Below are 16,992 nucleotides of genomic sequence, written 5' to 3'. Positions count from 1 at the left end.
CCCCTCCCGTTCCGGGGCGGATCAGCCCTGGAGGGCCGCCAGCGTCTCGTCGAGGTTCGCGGCCGAGCGCGGGGCGCGGTTGTGCGGGAGCTTCGACAGAACCGCCGCCATGCCGCACGTGTTGCTCACGGCGGAGAAGACGAGCCCGGAGCCCACGCCGGCGGACAGCCATCGCGCGGCCGGGTAGCGTATGCCGGCCAGCAGGCCGGCCACCACGAGCGAACCGGCAGCGAGCCTGACCTGGCGTTCCATCGGCCAGGTCGCCCGGGCCCCGGCAGGACGGTCGAGGGCGCGGCCCTCGGCTTCCCAGGCCGAGGTCCCGCCGGACAGCGTCATCGCGTCGACATCGGCCGCCGCGAGGATGTCGCAGGCCCGGGTGGAACGAACGCCGGAGGCGCACACCATGAGCAGCGAGCCGCGGGTCGCGGCGGACTTCAGGGCGGGCAGGGCCTCGTCGATGCGGTCCAGCGGGATGTTCAGAGCACCGGGGACGTGCCCGGAGGCGTATTCGCCGGGAGCGCGCACATCGATGACGGTGAACTCCGCGAGACGGGCGGCGGCCTGGGCGGGGGAGAGGGAGGTGGGGGTGGTCACGAGCAGTGTTTTCCTTTCGTACACCGGGGCCGAGGAGAGAGGTCGGGGCCTCTTCTCGCCCATTCAGGTTAGGATACCCCTTGGGGTATCAGGAGGAGGATGTTGTGGAGATGGACATGGCGGCCGACGAACTGAAGTCGGTTCTCAACCGACTTCGCCGTGCGCAGGGCCAACTCAGCGGGATCATCAGGATGATCGAGGAGGGCCGGGACTGCGAGGACGTCATCACGCAGATGGCGGCCGTCTCCCGTGCGCTCGACCGGGCCGGTTTCGCGATCATCGCTACGGGTCTTCAGCACTGCATGGCCGACGGGGGCGGTGAGCCCGCGGACCGCGACCAGATGCGGGCGCGACTGGAGAAGCTCTTCCTCTCGCTGGCCTGAGCCGGGCGCTTGTGAAGTCGGACGACACCGGCTCACACCACGGCGTCGACGAGCATGAACGCGGCCACGGCCAGCAGGACCACGCCGAAGATCCGCTGCAGTCCGGCCGTGGACACCTTCGCGGCAAGCCGCTTCCCGTCCCAGGCCCCGAGCACCGCCGCCGCCGTGAACGGGGCGATCACCGACCAGTCCAGTGCGGTGGGTGTGGCGAGGCGGGTGGCCAGGGCGGCCGTGGAGTTCACGGTGATGACCAGCAGACTGGTACCGACCGCCGCGCTCATCGGCAGGGCCAGCACGGTGACCAGGGCGGGAACCGCGAGAAACCCGCCGCCCACGCCCAGGAAGCCGGTCACGGCACCCAGGCCGGCCCCTGTCCGCACGGCCCGCCCGGCAGGCACGGCCTCCTGCGGCACGGCCTCGCGCCGGGGCCGGATCATCCGAACCGCGGCGACCGCCGCGAGCACGGCGAACGCGGCGGTCAGCACCCCGGACGGAATCCGTACGGACAGGGCCCCGGCGACCGCGGCCGGGACGATTCCGGCCGCGGCGAAGAGCCCGCCGGTGCGCCAGCGGACCCTGCCCTCCCTGGCATGGGCGACCAGACCGGTGAGGGACGTGACGATGACGATGAGCAGGCCGGCGGTCGTGGCGGCGGCCGGCTCGAAGCCGAGCAGATAGATCAGCGCGGGCACGGCGAGAACGCTTCCGCCGCCGCCCAGTCCGCCGAGCGCCAGACCCACCACGGTTCCGGCGGCCAGTGCCAGGACGAGCGTGGTCATGCGACGGTACCCACGGCCCCGCGCCGGTCGCGCACCGGCAGCCCCTCGGCCGCCCATGCGGTCATGCCGCCCACGACATCGACGGCCCGTACGCCGCGGTCGGCCAGTATCCGGGCCGCGTGCCGGGACCGGTTGCCGGAGCGGCAGATCACCACCACCGGACGGCCGGTGGCCGAGTCGGGCAGCGGAGCGCCCTCGGCGAGCCTGGGCAGAGGCAGGTGGAGCGCCGCCGGGGCGTGACCGGCGTCCCACTCGGACGATTCGCGTACGTCCAGCAGAACGGCCGGACCATCGGCGGTCATGCGGGCGGCCTCGGCCGCCGTGACGCGGCCCGGGCCGCGCCGGAACAAGGACATCAGGGAAGACACGGAGAACGTTCCTGGGAGTGCGGGGACTTGCTGGGCGGGTCGTCGGGGGTCAGCTCGCGGAGGCCGGGACGGTCAGGCTCAGGCCCGCGGCTGCCGCCGCGTCGAAGCCGTCGTCGACGGCCACCACCTCGCGTCCCGCCGCATCCAGCAGGGACGCCGCGATCGCCGCCCGCATCCCGCCCGCGCAGTGCACCCACACCACGCCGGGCGGCACCTCGTCCAGTCGCCGGGGCAACTCGTGCACAGGAATGTGCACCGTCCCGGTGATGGCGCCGCGCTCGCGCTCGGCGGCCCTGCGTACATCGAGGACCACCGGGTCCTCGCCGCGCGCCCGGGCGGCTGCCAGACCCGCGAAGTCGGACCTGCGGAACGACCGCAGCTGCTCGGGCGAGGGTACCCAGTCCTCGGGGCCTCCGGTGGCCGCGGCCACCGGTCGTTCCATTCCGACGCGCGACAACTCCCGCTGGGCTGCCGCGATGCCGGCTGCGGTGTCCGACAGCAGGGTGACCGGCTTCCCCCACGGGATCAGCCAGGCCAGATACGTGGCGAGCTGGCCCTCGCCCTCGAAGTTGAACGATCCGGCGACATGCCCCTCGGCGAAGGCCACCCTGTTGCGCAGATCCACCACCCATTCGCCCGCGGCCAGCCGCCGGGAGATCTCCTCGGCGTCGGCCGTGCGCGGCGGGGTCAGATCGAGCGGACCGGGGCCCGCCGCGTTGGCCGGTCCCATGTGCGCGTAGTACGCGGGAATGTCGTCCAGGCCGGCGAGCAGCTCGGCGACGAAGGTGTCCACGTCCTGGACGAGTGCGGCGTTGTGCCTGCGCTCGTTGCCGATGGTCGTCGCCGTGCCCGCCGCTTGCGAGGAGGAGCAGAAGCTGCCGAAGCCGTGCGTCGGAAGAACGGGAACGGCGTCCTCGAGCTCGTCGGCGAGCCGGTGCGCGGAGGCGTGCTGGGCACGGGCCAGTTGGGCGGTGAGCCGCGGCTCCACCAGATCGGGCCGGCCCACGGTGCCGATCAGCAGGGAGCCGCCGGTGAAGGCGGCGACGGGGTGACCGTCCTCCTCCAGCACGTAGGACGTGTGGTGCGGGGTGTGCCCGGGGGTGGCCAGCGCGCGCAGGACGAGGCCGTCGTCGACCTGGGCGCTGTCGCCGTCGGCCACCGGGACCCGGCTGAAGGAGACCTCGGCGGCGGCCGGCACCAGATACCGGGCCCCGGTGAGGCGTGCCAGATCCAGGCCGCCGGTCACGTAGTCGTTGTGCAGATGGGTCTCCACCACCAGGGTGATCCGTACCCCGCGCCGCGCGGCAGCCTCGATCACCCGGTCGATGTCGCGCGGTGGATCGACGACCGCGGCGGTCAGTGGGCCGCCCGCCAGATAGCTGCGGTTGCCGAGGCCTGCCGTCTCGATGGTGTCGACGAAGTACATGACACCGACTCCTTCCCGTTCACAGTACCCCGGGGGGTATCTATCACCCAGATTAACACTCATGCCCCGGGGGGTATTTCTCTCGCAGGGTGAGGTGGGGTGTGATCCCCGTCGCGCCCGCTCCGATGCGGATTCCCGGGGGTGGATTCGCTGGTCAGCGTGTTGATGGCGCCCGAAGACCCGACCGACCGAGAAGCACTCCGGACTGCTGGATCGGCTACTCGGTCCCGGCCCAGTGCAGTACCACAGCACCATCTGGAATCGTGGCTCCCGGCGGACGCCGGCTGGCACGCTGTCCCGCCAACGGAATGCCCGCCCTCACGACCGCGGACATCGATCTCGACTCCGCAGGCCCCGGAGATCGACATCGCCGTCCGTCTCGCCCGCCCGTGGAGCCGCATCGCCCGGGCCGGCCTCTACGGCGAGCGCATTCCCGTGGGCGACTCGCGCAGCGACATGTACACGGCCTTCTGAGCAGCCACCCTTCCCCTACCGGGCGTCCGCATCGGGTAGTGGGCAAACACAGCAGCTCAGCTGTGCCGGCAACGAATCCGGTCCCGTTCCGACTGCCGATGGGGGACTCACAGGCCGCCCTTGTGAGTCTTCCCGGCCCGTACGGTCACTGATGCGGTCGAACTCGGCCGAGATTAGGACCCGGAAGCGGGACGGCGGGGAGAGGGAACCGCATTCAGGAGTTCCCACAGCGGAGTGGAGCCGGCGGCCCACTCGGCGAGGAGGTGGCGGTCAACCAGGTGGAGCCGCTGGGAACGGGCGAAGGCGACGGCTTTGTCCGTGAAGCGGCCGTTGGTGACCAACACGACCACATCGCCGTTGTGGACGGGCCTGCCAGTGCCGTTGAGGACGTGCAGGTCCGGGGTTCCGACCGCAGAACCGGCCAGTCCGGCCCGCCTGTGTTTGCACTGGATGACCCACAGGCGGCCGAAGGGGTCCGTGGCTTTCACATCGGCACCGTTGTCACCGGCCCCACCGACCCGGAGCGCCCCGGGGCAGCCGTCACGGCGCATCAGATCCCGTACGGCTTCCTCGAACTGCCGGTGGTGCAGGGCGTCGATCTGCGACAGCTCGTAGCGCAGTCCCCGCTCCCGCACTCGGTTCCAGCGGGCGGTCTCCCGGCGCCGGCGTATCCAGACCCCGCCGGCCGCCGCCGCGACCAGCAGCAGTACGACCTGTACCCAGGGGTGCGCGGCCAGCCACCGCAGCGCGCCGACGACCAGGCTCCACACCACGGCGAGAACCAGGAGCAACAGACCGGCCTGCTCCCAGCCGGAGGCCCGCCTCAGTCGGCGGGGAGCCGTACGACGCCGTGGAGCGGGCCGGCGTCGAGAGGCGGGAGACGTACGTCGCCGGCGGGTGGCAGGGGAGCGGCGAGCGCCCGGCCGCGGGCGCGGGCTCATGAGGCGGCCTGTGAGATGCCGCTCACCAGCTGCTTGATCACGTTGAAGACGCCCTGGCCCAGAGGGGTCGGGCCGATCACGATGCCCAGGGCCAGGACGAAGAGCGCGGTGTTGCGTTCCTCGACACGGCTTCTGGCTTGGGTCCTGCGGCGCAACCGCATCACCACGATGACCGCGAGCAGCACCCCCACATTGATCGTCAACATGCGAAATCCGCTCCCACCCGCCCTCGTGGCCTGCACGCTTTCCCGGCCCTCTCCGAAGTGGCCAGGAACCAGTGCAACCGACCGCGCACCTGGGCCGCAGCCAGTCGGTGAACGTTGGCGCGAACCCCGCCGGAAGCTGTCCGGTTACCACCCGGACAACCGTTCCCACAGGTGAGGAGGGTCGAGGAGCCATCCGATGTGACCAGACCCATCCGGTCTGACGGCCGCACCCTTCCGGGAACCGGCCGTTGAAGCACCCGCCGCGCCCGCTCCGAGCGCGGTGGGCCTCGCGGCAGATGACCATCTGCACGGGCAAAGGCGGTCCCTGCCTCGGAGCAGGCGGTGAGAGGCTGGTTGGTGACGGTCGGGGACGTGTGCGAGGAGGTCCTTGGTGGTATTGCCCGCCGGCCCGCGACGTGTGTCACCACGCTGCTGGGCAGGGGAAGTCTGACTCGGTAAACCAGTGGGGGTGAGCCCTCGGCCGGGCTGTTGTTGTTCGTCACACAACGCCAACACCCGCCGGGGGTCACGTTGTTACGGCCCCATCCAGCCGTTCGGCACCGAGCGGGTCTGCGGGGGATCAGCTGGGGAGGGCGAGCAGTCTCGGGGCCGTCTCGCGCAGCCAGCCCCGGTCCGTTAGCCGCTTCATCCGCGCGCGCATCGCCTCCACCTTGCGCGGTTCGGCCCCGATCCCCAGCCGCTCGCACAACTGCTTGCACCTCACCGGGGCGCCCGCCTCGGCCACTTCCGCCGGCATCCGCTGGTACTCGGCCGACAGATCGCCAGGTCCGGCCGCGTCCTTGCGGTAGGGCACCACCCGTCCCGGCTCCACGCCGCCGACCATGGCCGGATCCTCTTCCCGGCCGCCTCGCCCTCGGCGAGCTTCCGTTTCGTACCGTCGTAAGTCGAAACGTAGGCGGGGTACGGCGTGTTTTGCATATCAGCCCAGGTCAGTGACCCACGGAAGCGACCGGGGAGCCTGAAAAGGCTCATGCTTGTCATAGCCGAGGCGGTCGGTGGAGTGCTCGAACGTCTTGACGAGGCCTTGCTGTGCTCCAAAGTACCGAACGGATGGAGACGAAGGTGTCGTAGTCACTCGCATGCCGCCGGCCCCTCAACATCGTCTGCCGGGCTGGTGGCTGGCGCTCAGCGGTTGAGCGCGGCGCTGGGGGGCTTGCGTAGCCAATGAATCATCCGCGTGATGACAGTTTTCGGCAACGCCGGGTTTTTGGCGGCTGCCTCCGCAGTGTCAGGGTTCCGGAGGGCAGATATGAGTGTCTCGGTGGGTAGCCGTGGATGCCCGGCTGCCCGCCAGCGCACGGACGGGTGCGGGTCGTCGAGCAACCGCACTGCGGACTCTGGCCCCAGCCGTAGGTCGGTCGCTGCCCGCAGCCGAACCGTGTCGTCGTCATCCTGGCTGAATCGGTCGACTAGTTCGGGCGTCGACTGAGGGTCGTCCAGGGCGAGTTGGCGCATTCGGGGATCCGGGTCATCAGCGAAGCGGAGCACGCCTCGGCGGGGGAAGCGGGGATGATTGCGGGGACGGCCAGGATTGGTGAGGCTGCCGGTCCACCACTTCCACACCCGCAGAAGCATCTCGCCCGGAGCGTCGTCGCAGGATTCCGCGAGGAAGAGCTGCACGACGCGGTCCTCGTCACGGGAGAGGAGTTCGACGACGTCGGGGGGAAGGCGGTGGGCTCGGGCGACGCTCCGGCGTACGAGCGGGTGGGAGGAGGCGGCCAGACGGCGCAATGCCTGCGGGTTGTCGTGCAGTTCCGCGACCCAGCCGAGTGCAGGGGTGTGGCGGCGCGGGTCGAAGACGAAGTCGATGGCAGCCCTTTGCTCTTCGGCGAGGTCGGCGCGCAGAGCGACCACCGAGCGGACGCCGGCCTCGGTGTCCCGCGACAGGAGGTCGACCAGATCCGGTTGCAGCCAGTGGTTGTCCGCGAGGGCGAGGCGCCGGGCCGGGTCGTTGTCGCCGATGAGGTGCTCGGCGAACGCGCGCTCCAGTCGGCACGTCGCCAGGGCCCTTACCTCAAGATTTTCTTCTTCGAAGACCGCTCGGGGCATCGGGTGGTCCTGGTGGTGTCGCAGCAGCGCTACGACGCGGACGCTGCCGCTTGGGTCGGCCAGTAGGTCGCGCCGCGCTTCCCAGTCCAGGTGGGGCCATGCAGCCTTGCACGCCGAACGGCGTACGGCGGGGTGGGGGTCGGCGGCCAAGGCGGTGAGCAGGTGTACGGGCAGCCCGGTGAGCTCGGCGGCCGCCTCGCGGATGCGTTCGGACGGGTCGGAAGCGAGCCGGTCGTAAGCGGTGTCTGTGAGATGTGTCCGCTTGTCCGCCGCACTCAGCGTCAGGCTCCTCCGTCGCCGCTCGTCCTGCTCGCCAAGGATCATCCGGCTCCACTGCCCGGGTGTCATCAACGCCCCGGACTCCGCCAGTACACAGCGCACGGTGAAATCGGGGTGCACCATGGCTGCCTCCACGACGGACCGCGAGACGGAGCGGGCCGCGGCGAAATCCGAGAGGCCGAGGAGACCGGTGAGCTGGTCGATGGGCGTGGAGAGATTGAGGGCCAGCCCGTCTGCCCACGCCCTGCGGACCTGCGGTGACGGTTCGTCCCCTTGGAAAAATCCCTCCCAGGCTGCTACCTGCTCCTTCTGGGCTTCCTGCGCCGTTGCCGTGCGGGTGGCCGCCTGTCGGCGTTCGCCGATGCGGTCCAGGATGAGCAGCCGGACCTCGTCCTCCTTGGTGGCCACCCGGATCAGGATGGTGCCATCGGTTGAGAGAGCAACGAAGTCCGGCTGCGCCGGACGCTCGCCGAGTACACCGGCGAGATCCCACCGGTCCGTGAGCCTCACCCGAGTCCAGCGGCCGGACACACCGCTCCCTGGCGCGGTGAGGATGTCGATGAGAAATGTGCCGGCTTCGTCGAACAGTTTGTGGGAACGGGCGAGCTGTTCCCACTGGCAATTGAGCTCGGCGCTCAGACCAGGCAGATCCGCAGGTACGACCACGGTGCGCCAGCCCTCGTCCAAGAGGTAGGAAGGCCACTCGGCCCAGGGCTGTGGACCGTCGTCGCCGTCCAAGTCCTCCACGACCTCTAGCCCAGCATGGAGCAGCAGTGCCGCCCTCTCATTTCTCCGCTTGGTCATGAAGGGCCATTCTGCCTGACGGAATGGCCCGGGGTCAGGCCCACGCGTGCCGAGGTCGCCCTGTTGGCACCCATCCGGGAAGCTCTAATTTCACAAAAATCCCGTTTGGTCGATTGAACACCCAATGCCCCCTGTCTGCGCCGCCGCGGGATCCGCTGCACCATCCCGGAAAGGCCGACCAGGCCCGCAACCGCCAGAATCTCGGCTCCCGCGGCGGCCGGCCGCCGCGCTTCGACTCGGCCGACTACCGCGACCGCCATGCGGTCGAGTGCGGGATCAACCGGCTCAAAAGACACCGGGCGGTCGCCACCCGATTCGGCAAACTCGCCGTCCGCTTCGAAGCCACCGGCCTTGTCGCCGCGACCGGAGAATGGCTGTGACGGACGCTGCCGATGCCGCATGCTCCCGTGGGCCATACCCTCGCCGGCGATCACAGCCAACCGGCCCAGCCGAAAGTCAAGAGGTAAGCGCGCTTGACTGCGGCCCACCCGCGGCGACCGCCACCGACAGCCGCAATAAGGGTGACGGTGAACCAGAACGCAACCGCTCCGCCAGCGATCAGAGCCCATACGGTGCCGCCCATGGCGGCGAACAGGACCACGATGAAGACCGTTATGACGAACCCGGCATGGGCACCGCCGATGCTCACACGGAGCATTTCACGCACGACGCGACGGTCCTCTGCGAGAACCTTCTCATAAGCGTTCAGCTCTCGCCCTGGACCGTCCTGCTCCTCCATACCCGGCTCCACAAGTCCCCCTCAATACACCCTGGCCAAGCTGAGTCCGGCAATCGCATGGACGCTCCAGCCCGCCACCACGTTGCCTCTCAGCGACTTTCGATACACGGCCTCGTGCCGTGCACCGCCAGCCGTGCCCCGCCAGCCGTGCCCCGCCATCCCAGCACCCCGGGCTCCGCAGAAGCCGGCCCCGGAGTGGAACCATGCTCTACTGTCCGATCCCTCTCTGGCCGGCATGTCCCGGCAGCAACTGATTGATCTCACCAGAGTTTTGGCCGTCGATGGCGACGTCAAGCGCGGACGCCCGCCCCGACTCGTCTTCCCCGACCAGGTCCTGGCGGCCGTCGTTCACCTGCGGGTCGCCCTGGCCGCGGAACCCCTCGCCGTGTTGTTCGGCAGCAGTCGCACCGCCATGCTCCGCACCCTGCTCAAGATCAGGTCACTGCTCAAGGCGCACAGCATTGCCATCCCACCGGCAGCCACCCCGCCATCCGCCCTCACAGCCCTTCAGTCTCGAGTTCAGGCCCTGAGTGGCGACCCCAGCAGCATGATCAAGACGACGTGTTAATGATCTGCAAGCCCTTAAGGTGGCGACACTCTTTGCAGCGCTTCTGCGCACGACGCAAGCGATACCTGCCCATCTCTTGCTACTCGTCCGTTTAACACCCCTGGCGATCGAGCATTGTGGCACAAAGGCAACTCATGATCAAACTATCCCATCATTTCAGCGGCAATCTCCTTCCGTATGCCATTTTCCGAATGTGGAATGGTGGAAACACCTCAGACCGACGCAGTCCGGATGTATACGGATGTTCAGGTCTTGCGGTTGGAGAATGGATTAACTCCAGGAAGTGCATGCATTGACGGTGCGCGAATCCATGGCTATTTTGTGGAAGACCTTTAAGGGTTTCGTGCTCGGGGGGCTTTTGGGCATGCCGCCCCAGAAAGGAGGGCGCGGTGTTTCCCCGTGCTCGAAGAATGCTATTTGTCGGAATCATCGGCTCTCTGGCCGTGGCAGCGGGCATCTCGTTCGCCGTTGCCGGCGCCCCGTCGGCATCGGCTGCCGACACGCCGCCGGTGGCGGTGGAGACGTTCTCGTATCCGGGTGCGGCGGGCATCCTCGCATCGGAGCGAGCTGAAGAAGGGTGACGGCCACATCCTGCTCGTTACCTGTGACGGCTCGGCCGACCAGATCAGGGTCTACACCGTGGCGGACAGCACCGCCAACCGTAAGGGCGACTACTGCTTCAAGGCCACGGCCGTGTCCGGCTACCTCACGCTCGAACTGCCCCGGGTCTTCGCCCTGGAGACCGGCGACCACCCGATCAGCGCCGACCTCACCGCGAACGGTGCCACGACTACCGTCGACGTCGCCGAGGGCGGCTTCGAGAGCGTCGGCGAGGGCACCGTGGGCGGCGCCCGCTCCGTGCTCGTCGAGATCCGTGTCACCGGCTGACCTGGCCGTGCCTGTACGGCGCCCTGTACGCGCTGCCGCTGTCCAACGTGACGGCCGACGGCACGGTTGTCGCGGTCACGACGTACCAGCCGGGCGCGGGCGCCCTCCCGGCGGCGGGCATCCGCTTCGGATACGCAGCCCGCTGACACGAAACCGGTCGGGGCAGGCACCCCAACCCTCGACGCCTGCCCCGGCCGGGTGCGACCCAGCAGTCCAATCTACACACCGCCGACTCCAGAATTGCGGCGATTTGGCCTAATTGACGATAAGGCTCACGGTAACGCTGGAGATCTGCGAACTTCACACCTTACTCGCCCAAAAGGACCACCTTTTCGTGCCTTTTTCCAGGGTAGTTCCTCTCGCGTCAGAATTCCCTTGCCGACCTTTCGGGTCGGCTTTCCGACTTCGCAGAAATACCTCACCGGGATAGTCAACCTGTTGCGATCTCGCGCCTTTCCTTTCGGTGGGGCATCCCCTGTCGAGACCGGAAATGAACTGACCCTATTGACCATCTACACATAACCGGAATCCTCCAAAAAGCCGACTGCCGTTCAACACCATCAACTACTCAAGGACATTCATGAGATGGAAACAACCCGGGTGCTCCCGGATACGGAGAGGGGCCCGCGGACGCATAGCCGGTTCCCTGGCTCTGGCCGTGCTGGCCGGTCTGCTCGCCGCGTATCCGGCCGCCGCCGACGACACGACCGACGACACGGTCGTACCGATATCCCGCACCGCCCGTCAGCAGGTGGTGGATCTCTGGGCGTCCGGGGGCACCGAGGTGCGGTCGGCTGCCGAGGCCGCCCTGGTCGGCAACGGTGACGATATCGTCGCCTTCCTCGCGACCTATGGGGACCAGCGGATACAGGACTTCCGGGTCGAGGCGGCCCAACTGGCCAGTATGGGTGGGGAGAACACGCTCGACGCCGTCCGCACCGCGCTGACCGGCGACGAGGGCGACCTCACCCGGTTCATGAAGTCGGGCTGGCAGGAACCCCTCGAGCAGGACCAGCGGGTCCTGGTCGCCCGGGTGATCGACGCGGGCGGCCCCGAGGTGCAGGAGCGCGGCCGGACGGCACTCACCGGCACCGCCGAGGACCTCCAGACGTTCCTGGACACAGGGCTGACGGAGGCCCAGGAACAGGATGACCGAGTCCTGCTGGCCCAGATCATCGCCGCCGGCGGCACCAATGTAAGGGCCGCCGGGCGGCTCGCGCTGAGTGGCACCATCGACGACGTCCGGGAGTTCCTGGACGTCGGACAGTTCGTCGCCCGCAGCCGCGACGAGGAGTACGCCAGCATCGCGGAGCTGGCGGACCAGGCGGAGCGGGCGGGCAAGCTCGCCGCGAAGGAGACCGCGAAGGCCGAGGACGCCTCCGCGGAGGCCGTCGAGGCCGCCGCGCAGGCCAAGAAGGCCGCGCAGGAGGCGGCCGCGGAGGCCGAGGCCACGCAGGAGGACTCCGCCGACGCGGCACGCGCCGCGAACCGGGCGGCGAAGGCCGCGTCCGGGGCGGCGAAGGCCGCACAGCGGGCCATCTCCGCGGCCAACTCCGCCGAGCAGTCCGCGCGGAGGGCGGCGGCAGCCGCGACCCAGGCGGCGGCAGCCGCGGTCAACGCCGCCAACGCGGCCTCCGACGCGCGCAACGCGGCGGCCGCCGCCTCGACGGACGCCGCCAACGCGGACGCGGCCAGGAAGGCCGCCACCAAGGCCAGTGACGCGGCCAAGGGCGCCGACCGGGCGGCGGACGCCGCCGACCAGGCGGTGAAGGCCGCCACCGCCGCCGGTGCCGCCGCCAAGTCCGCCGCCAGCGCGGGCGCCAACGCCGCCGTCGCAGCCGACGCGGCGGTCCTGGCCAGCCAGTACGCCGGTGCGGGCAGCTCCGCGGCGGCGAACGCCCGGGCCGCCGCGGCCTCGGCGCACCGGCAGGCCGCAGAGGCCAACCGGGCCGCAGGCCAGGCCGAATCACTCGCCCGCAAGGCGGCCACGGCGGCCGCGACGGCCCGGGACGCGGCACGGTCGGCCGCCGAGCACGCCAGGAACGCAGCGAAGGCCGCGCAGGAGGCGGCCGACAGCGCGGTCGACGCGGCCACCGCCGCCGCGAAGTCCACCGCCCATGCCGAGGCGGCCACCGAAGCGGCGAATGTCGCCTCGCAGGCCGCCGAGCAGGCCCAGACCGTCTACACGCTGGCCCGCGAGGTCGAGGCGGAGGAACTGCTCGGCCGGACCAACGCCGGCATCGAGAACGCCCGCGACCTCAAGGCCCAGGAGACGGCGGACAAGGAGAAGCGCGAGCAGGAGGCCACGGAGACCGCCGAACGGCAGGCCACCGCCGAGGAGTTGGCACAACAGGCCCAGGCCGGCACCGACGACGAGGAGATCGCCGAGCAGGGCCGGCAGCTCGCCCTGCTCGACATGAAGGACGGCAAGCCCTGGCTGCGCGAAGCCGCCCAGGAAGCGCTGGGCAGCGACACCGCGGGAGTCGTCGCGTACGTGCGCACCGGCCGGGCTGAGGCCCAGGCACAGGACGACTCCACGGACGTGGAACGCCTCGCCGAGGAGAGCTCCCTCAAGGAGGTCCGCGACGCGGCGGAGACAGCGCTCGACGGTGACGCGGCCACGGTCAGCGCGTTTCTGCGCGAGGGCCAGTACGAGGCCGGCCGGGAGGCGTTCCGGGTGGCGATCGCCCAGGCGGCCGACACGGGAGGCCCGAACGTCCAGGACAAGGCGCGCCAGGCCCTGAGTACGGGCACGACCGACGCCTTCCGCACCTTCCTCACCGACTCCCTCGCCAAGGCCCAGGTCGAGGACGACCGGGTGACCGCAGCCCAGCTCGTCGACAGCGGCGACCCTGAGGTGAAGTCCGCCGCTCGCATCGCCCTGGAGGGCCCCGCCGACCTGCTGCACCGGTTCGTGCAGTCCGGCCGGTACACCGCCCAGCGCAAGGACCTGCTGGCGCTGACCCACCAGCTGCAGGTCCAGCAGCTCGTGGCCGAGGCCGCCCAGGTGGCGGCGAAGGCACAGCAGGACGCCGCGACGGCCCAGGCGACCGCGGCGGTGGCTCGCAACGCGTCGGAGAAGGCGCAGGAGTGGGCGGACCAAGCACAGCACTCCAAGGAGCAGGCGGCCGGCTACGCCGCCGACGCAGACCAGCACGCCAAGGACGCCGAGGCATCCGCCGCCCAGGCCGCGGAGTCGGCGAAGACGGCGCGAGCCGCGGCCAACCGGGCCGACACCGCCGCGCACAACGCCGCCGCGTCCGCCAGCGACGCGACCGTCTCCGCAGAACTCGCCCAGACGTCCGCCGGATCCGCGTGGGCCTCAGCCACACAGGCCCGGACCTCGGCGGAACGGGCCGGCAAGAGCGCCACCGAGGCGGCCCAGGCTGCGACCGAGGCGTTCGCGGCCACCATCGCGAAATACCGTGAGGAGGAGGAAGCACGCCGCCGCGCGGCAGTCGCCGCGAAGGAGGCCCAGGAGAAGGACGGCCTCACGCCCGCCGAGCTTTACCGGTGCGGGATCCTGGGCTGCGAGGCGAGAGAGAACCCCGGACGGTGGTGCCAGCACCACGAGGCCTACTGCGACATACTCTCCCGGGGGCCGGCCTTTGAGGCCAGCATGAAGCAGCTCAACGACATCGTCAACGCCGTCACCGGCCTCACCCAGCTGGAGAACTGCGCCGAGAAGGGCGATCTCGAAGCGTGCTGGGAGCTGGGCCGCGACATAGCGATGAACTCCAAGTTCCGCATGTTGGGCGCTGCGTACAAGGCAATGGTGGCCCTGCGGCGCGGCTGCACCCAGTGCTTCCTGCCCGGCACCCGCGTCCTCATGGCGGACGGCAACACCCAGCCGATCGAGAAGGTCCAGGTCGGTGACGTGGTCCGGGCCACCGACCCGGCCACCGGCGAGACCGCGTCCCGGCGGGTCACCCAGCACATCGTCACCCAGTACGACGACAAGTACCTCGCCGCCCTCACCATCCGGGGACCGCCCGGTGAGAGCGCCGACCTCTCGGCCACCTACGAACACCCTTTCTGGAGCACCAACCTCCACGCCTGGGTACCCGCGGAAGACCTGCGGCCCGGCGACAGCCTGCGCACGGACGCCGGCGCGACCGCTACCGTCCTCGCCAACCGCCCCTACACCCGCAAGGCCACCACCTACAGCCTCACCGTCGAGGGGCTGCACTCCTTCTACGTCCTGGCCGGACCCACCCCCGTCCTGGTGCACAACTCCGAGTGCAAGCCCCTCGTCCTCGGCCTCAGGGCAAGCATCAAGGATGCGACCGAGGCGCGCGGCGGGTACAACTTCATGGACGGAAAATACGAGGAAGTAATAGGGACGCTGCCAGGCGGCCGCCCTTACACACAATGGATGTCCGGGGTAGAGGGAGTTATGCGCGAAAACGGGGAGATCGCCGTGAGCCTCAAGGGCTTCGACCCGCCCACCGGCACCTACCAGCAGAAGTTCGACCTTTCCGTGGAGAAATACAACAACGGCACTTGGTCCTCGACGGACTGGGAGATGGGCAGGATCGCCTACTACGTTCGTAAGGGCGAACTCGACTGGGAAAAAGTGAAGTTCTACGACGACGCCCACAAGGAAGTTCCAATCGACCCGCCCACGCCGAAGTCGTAGTCTCCTCCCGCTCAGCACCGTCCGAGGAGGCCTCCTCCTCGGACGGTGCTGCCTGAGCACGGGCCAACAGGCCCGTGCTCAGGCAGCTCGGGCCTTGCCCGCCGAGTACCCGAGGGGATTCCCACCCCTCGGCCCTCACAGAGTGAAGTAGGCCGCCGACGAGGTGCCCGTGGCGCGGGTCCTTTCCGGCTCTTCGGTCGCTTCCGTGGGTGTGGTTATGCGGTTTGACGGTGCGGTAGGTGGGGACGGTGTCCGCCGAGGCTGAGCATGTCGAGGGCGATGGGGGCGGTGGCGTCCTTGAAGCCGAAGGTCATGCGGGTGATCAGCTGGATCTCGGTGTTCATGCTGCGATCTCTCGGTTTGGGACAGTGGTAGTGAGAGACAGCGGGCTTTTGGTGTGTTGATGCTGGTCGGGGCAATGCCGGTGAAATACCAGAACCCTCCTGGTCAGGAGCTCACCGGTGGTTGGTTAGGGTTGATTTCACCCTTGGTGACGCTGGGTAGTTCGTCACGTTCTGATGAGGACTCAGGCGAGTGCCGGACACAGCAACGGAGCCCCCGGTAGGACAGAAGATCGACCGAGATCCGACTGTCTGATGGGGCTCGATCATCGACCGGCCCCGACAGGCGGATCACCATGATCTATCACGCGAGGTGGGAGATCGAAAACAGCTTCGCGGAGATCAAGAACCGCCTCCGCGGCGCCGGCTTCACCCTGCGCTCCAAGTCTCCCGAGCTCATCGACCAGGAGGTCTACGCGCTCCTGACCGCCTATCACGCGCTGTGCGCGCTCGAGCACCAGACTGCCCAGCAGGCCGGGATCGACCCCGCCCGGATCTCCTTCGCCGTCACCGTCCAACTCGTTCGCCTCTGGTGCAGAACTTCCTCGTTGACGCCCGTGGACAGGTGAGGCCACGCACCGAGAAGGAGGACGGCCTTCCGCCTGCCCGGGTGCGGATCGAGTTGCCGTACGACCTGCAGGCCCGCTGGACGCGCCGCGGCTTGCCAGATGGATCGTCTCCAGAGGGAGATTCGCCGCGATCCCGCCCTTCCGACCCAGTGGATACCGCCCCACCACCTGATACCGGCACGCGACGACAACCTGCCCCACCTCGTCGAAATCCCGGCCAGCACGCAGCAGCCGCTGCGTCAGCCGCACCCCCCCGGCAACATCGCCTGCACCACCACCCGCGCAGCCAACAGCGCCCCAGCCCCCTCGCCGGCCGCCCGCTCCAACAGCACCCGCATCCAGCGGTCACTGTGCGTGCGCGCCTGCGCCCGGACCCCGGCGCTCCGACCCGGCCAGGACATTCCCCAGGCCCCCGGAGCCCGCTCGCCGTCGAAGACCACGCCACCCTCCTGCAGCCAGCCCAGCACCATCTCGGCGCGCCCGACGCTGGCGCAGACCAGTACCCATTCGGCATCCAGCGACTCAAAGACCCGCGTTCCAGTCACGACAACTCCCCGTTCGGTGATGTCGTGAACTCTTCTCAGCACCCCTGACCCGATCGCTGACCCAGACCCCTGAATGCACAGGTCAGGAGATTGCCCAAATACAGACCCAATGCTGGGTCCTGTGAGAGGGCGCTGACCCCGGGTGCCCCAAGGCCTTCCGGGCCATGGCGCAGGCAGCTGCCCGAAACCCTCGGTACTTCGCGCACTGGATCTGGGTGAAACCGGCTGTCACGTGACCAGAGTGACAAGAGCCGTATGACGGGAGACTGTCACGTACGGATCTGTGGGAGCCCGAGGTTGAGCCCGGGCTACCCGACCTGCATGGAAACTTCCAGGCGAGCCGCGGGAAGGCTCCGCCCGGGCCCCTGTCGGGGTCCGG

General features: G+C 69.4%; 15 protein-coding genes and 2 pseudogenes. 6 read left to right on the top strand and 11 right to left on the bottom strand.

Going from position 1 to position 16,992, the window contains the following annotated elements; genetic code table 11:
* Positions 1-21: 21 nt before the first annotated feature.
* Positions 22-594 (bottom strand): rhodanese-like domain-containing protein, encoded by a 573-nt coding sequence (locus AB0L71_RS11220; protein ID WP_365240781.1) that lies wholly within the window; start codon positions 592-594, stop codon positions 22-24.
* A gap of 104 nt (positions 595-698) precedes the next feature.
* On the opposite strand from AB0L71_RS11220, the gene AB0L71_RS11215 reads away from it, so the two are divergent.
* Entirely contained in the window at positions 699-977 is a 279-nt protein-coding gene (locus AB0L71_RS11215; RefSeq protein ID WP_365240779.1) for a metal-sensitive transcriptional regulator, read from the top strand.
* A gap of 32 nt (positions 978-1,009) precedes the next feature.
* On the opposite strand, the gene AB0L71_RS11210 is transcribed toward AB0L71_RS11215, so the two are convergent.
* From AB0L71_RS11210 to AB0L71_RS11180, 7 genes are all read right to left on the bottom strand, one after another.
* Positions 1,010-1,756, bottom strand: a complete 747-nt coding sequence (locus AB0L71_RS11210) for a sulfite exporter TauE/SafE family protein (protein WP_365240777.1) — start codon at positions 1,754-1,756, stop codon at positions 1,010-1,012.
* On the bottom strand, positions 1,753-2,112 hold the full coding sequence (locus AB0L71_RS11205) for a rhodanese-like domain-containing protein (protein WP_365240965.1): 360 nt from the start codon (positions 2,110-2,112) through the stop codon (positions 1,753-1,755). The genes AB0L71_RS11210 and AB0L71_RS11205 overlap by 4 nt, the downstream gene beginning before the upstream one ends.
* Before the next feature lie 61 nt (positions 2,113-2,173).
* Positions 2,174-3,550, bottom strand: a complete 1,377-nt coding sequence (locus tag AB0L71_RS11200) for an MBL fold metallo-hydrolase (RefSeq protein WP_365240774.1) — start codon at positions 3,548-3,550, stop codon at positions 2,174-2,176.
* Positions 3,551-4,197: 647 nt separating this feature from the next.
* Positions 4,198-4,815 (bottom strand): restriction endonuclease, encoded by a 618-nt coding sequence (locus tag AB0L71_RS11195; RefSeq protein WP_365240772.1) that lies wholly within the window; start codon positions 4,813-4,815, stop codon positions 4,198-4,200.
* Positions 4,816-4,961: 146 nt separating this feature from the next.
* Complete coding sequence (locus AB0L71_RS11190; RefSeq protein ID WP_365240770.1) at positions 4,962-5,171, bottom strand: hypothetical protein; 210 nt, start codon at positions 5,169-5,171, stop codon at positions 4,962-4,964.
* Positions 5,172-5,751: 580 nt separating this feature from the next.
* Entirely contained in the window at positions 5,752-6,015 is a 264-nt protein-coding gene (locus tag AB0L71_RS11185; RefSeq protein WP_365240768.1) for a hypothetical protein, read from the bottom strand.
* Between the two features lie 302 nt (positions 6,016-6,317).
* Positions 6,318-8,267, bottom strand: coding sequence for a PE-PGRS family protein (locus AB0L71_RS11180; protein WP_365240766.1), 1,950 nt, complete (start codon positions 8,265-8,267; stop codon positions 6,318-6,320).
* Between the two features lie 192 nt (positions 8,268-8,459).
* Between AB0L71_RS11180 and AB0L71_RS11175 the strand changes: the two are divergent.
* Positions 8,460-8,704: pseudogene (locus AB0L71_RS11175) on the top strand (IS5/IS1182 family transposase); the annotation flags it as partial.
* Between the two features lie 50 nt (positions 8,705-8,754).
* On the opposite strand, the gene AB0L71_RS11170 reads toward AB0L71_RS11175, so the two are convergent.
* Positions 8,755-9,063 carry a hypothetical protein gene (locus AB0L71_RS11170; RefSeq protein ID WP_365240763.1) on the bottom strand — a complete coding sequence of 103 codons (309 nt, stop codon included), beginning with the start codon at positions 9,061-9,063 and terminating at the stop codon, positions 8,755-8,757.
* 130 nt (positions 9,064-9,193) lie between these two features.
* On the opposite strand from AB0L71_RS11170, the pseudogene AB0L71_RS11165 reads away from it, so the two are divergent.
* The 3 genes and pseudogenes from AB0L71_RS11165 to AB0L71_RS11155 all read left to right on the top strand — a co-directional run.
* Positions 9,194-9,631, top strand: a pseudogene (locus AB0L71_RS11165) (ISAzo13 family transposase); the annotation flags it as partial.
* A gap of 537 nt (positions 9,632-10,168) precedes the next feature.
* Entirely contained in the window at positions 10,169-10,519 is a 351-nt protein-coding gene (locus AB0L71_RS11160; RefSeq protein WP_365240760.1) for a hypothetical protein, read from the top strand.
* Positions 10,520-11,099: 580 nt separating this feature from the next.
* A complete protein-coding gene (locus AB0L71_RS11155; protein WP_365240757.1) occupies positions 11,100-15,158 on the top strand; it encodes a polymorphic toxin-type HINT domain-containing protein in 4,059 nt (1,352 codons plus the stop codon).
* A 215-nt stretch (positions 15,159-15,373) separates the two neighbouring features.
* Here AB0L71_RS11155 and AB0L71_RS11150 read toward each other — a convergent pair whose 3' ends face one another.
* Positions 15,374-15,502, bottom strand: coding sequence for a hypothetical protein (locus AB0L71_RS11150; protein WP_365240992.1), 129 nt, complete (start codon positions 15,500-15,502; stop codon positions 15,374-15,376).
* Between the two features lie 239 nt (positions 15,503-15,741).
* Between AB0L71_RS11150 and AB0L71_RS11145 the strand changes: the two genes are divergently transcribed.
* Positions 15,742-16,068: a transposase gene (locus AB0L71_RS11145; protein WP_365240962.1), complete on the top strand. Its 327-nt coding sequence runs from the start codon at positions 15,742-15,744 to the stop codon at positions 16,066-16,068.
* Between the two features lie 239 nt (positions 16,069-16,307).
* Here the strand turns inward: AB0L71_RS11145 and AB0L71_RS11140 are convergent, their stop codons facing one another.
* Entirely contained in the window at positions 16,308-16,613 is a 306-nt protein-coding gene (locus AB0L71_RS11140) for a hypothetical protein (protein WP_365240754.1), read from the bottom strand.
* Between the last annotated feature and the right edge of the window lie 379 nt (positions 16,614-16,992).

It is taken from the genome of Streptomyces sp. NPDC052052 (assembly GCF_040680455.1).
Classification (GTDB): Bacteria; Actinomycetota; Actinomycetes; order Streptomycetales; family Streptomycetaceae; genus Streptomyces.
This window is presented reverse-complemented; position numbering and strand designations above follow the sequence as displayed.

Coding starts and splice junctions, on each gene's coding strand:
- AB0L71_RS11210 (WP_365240777.1), bottom strand. CDS start 1,756: ATGACCACGCTCGTCCTGGCACTGGCCGCCGGAACCGTGGTGGGTCTG.
- AB0L71_RS11205 (WP_365240965.1), bottom strand. CDS start 2,112: ATGTCCTTGTTCCGGCGCGGCCCGGGCCGCGTCACGGCGGCCGAGGCC.
- AB0L71_RS11200 (WP_365240774.1), bottom strand. CDS start 3,550: ATGTACTTCGTCGACACCATCGAGACGGCAGGCCTCGGCAACCGCAGC.
- AB0L71_RS11190 (WP_365240770.1), bottom strand. CDS start 5,171: ATGTTGACGATCAATGTGGGGGTGCTGCTCGCGGTCATCGTGGTGATG.
- AB0L71_RS11185 (WP_365240768.1), bottom strand. CDS start 6,015: ATGGTCGGCGGCGTGGAGCCGGGACGGGTGGTGCCCTACCGCAAGGAC.
- AB0L71_RS11170 (WP_365240763.1), bottom strand. CDS start 9,063: ATGGAGGAGCAGGACGGTCCAGGGCGAGAGCTGAACGCTTATGAGAAG.
- AB0L71_RS11155 (WP_365240757.1), top strand. CDS start 11,100: ATGAGATGGAAACAACCCGGGTGCTCCCGGATACGGAGAGGGGCCCGC.
- AB0L71_RS11150 (WP_365240992.1), bottom strand. CDS start 15,502: ATGAACACCGAGATCCAGCTGATCACCCGCATGACCTTCGGCTTCAAG.